Origin of the sequence: Xenorhabdus littoralis (genome assembly GCF_033949345.1) — a bacterium.
Taxonomy (GTDB): Bacteria; Pseudomonadota; Gammaproteobacteria; order Enterobacterales; family Enterobacteriaceae; genus Xenorhabdus; species Xenorhabdus littoralis.
Genome location: NZ_VCDP01000143.1, coordinates 1 through 311, shown reverse-complemented (window position 1 = coordinate 311; position 311 = coordinate 1). Strand labels below are relative to the sequence as shown.

The window sequence follows — 311 nt, the reverse complement described above, 5'->3', positions numbered from 1 at the left end:
TATTCAACCAGCGTTTGCAGTGCGGTATAAGCGCTTTTTTCCATCGGCAGGATGGGGTTATCGAACAGGTCATGCCAGCCATAAGGAAAACAGTTCAGCTTACGTTGTTCGCCCTGTGCTCTGACACTCATCTCACAGATATGCTGGTCAAGCCACAGGCTGAGCTGTGCTGCCCGTCCGGTATCTGTGCCGAGGAAAAAAGAGAGCGATCCACTTTTCCAGACCGATGAAGTACTCCCCGTCTGACACAGGGTCAGGATAATTTCACTGTGCGTGCCGGTTTTTTTCACCGTGCGATCCCGCACCACTAA

Annotated in this window: 1 pseudogene; it reads right to left on the bottom strand. The window is 51.8% G+C overall.

Going from position 1 to position 311, the window contains the following annotated elements:
* Positions 1-311 (bottom strand): annotated as a pseudogene (locus FE394_RS18655) (type VI secretion system baseplate subunit TssF); the annotation flags it as partial.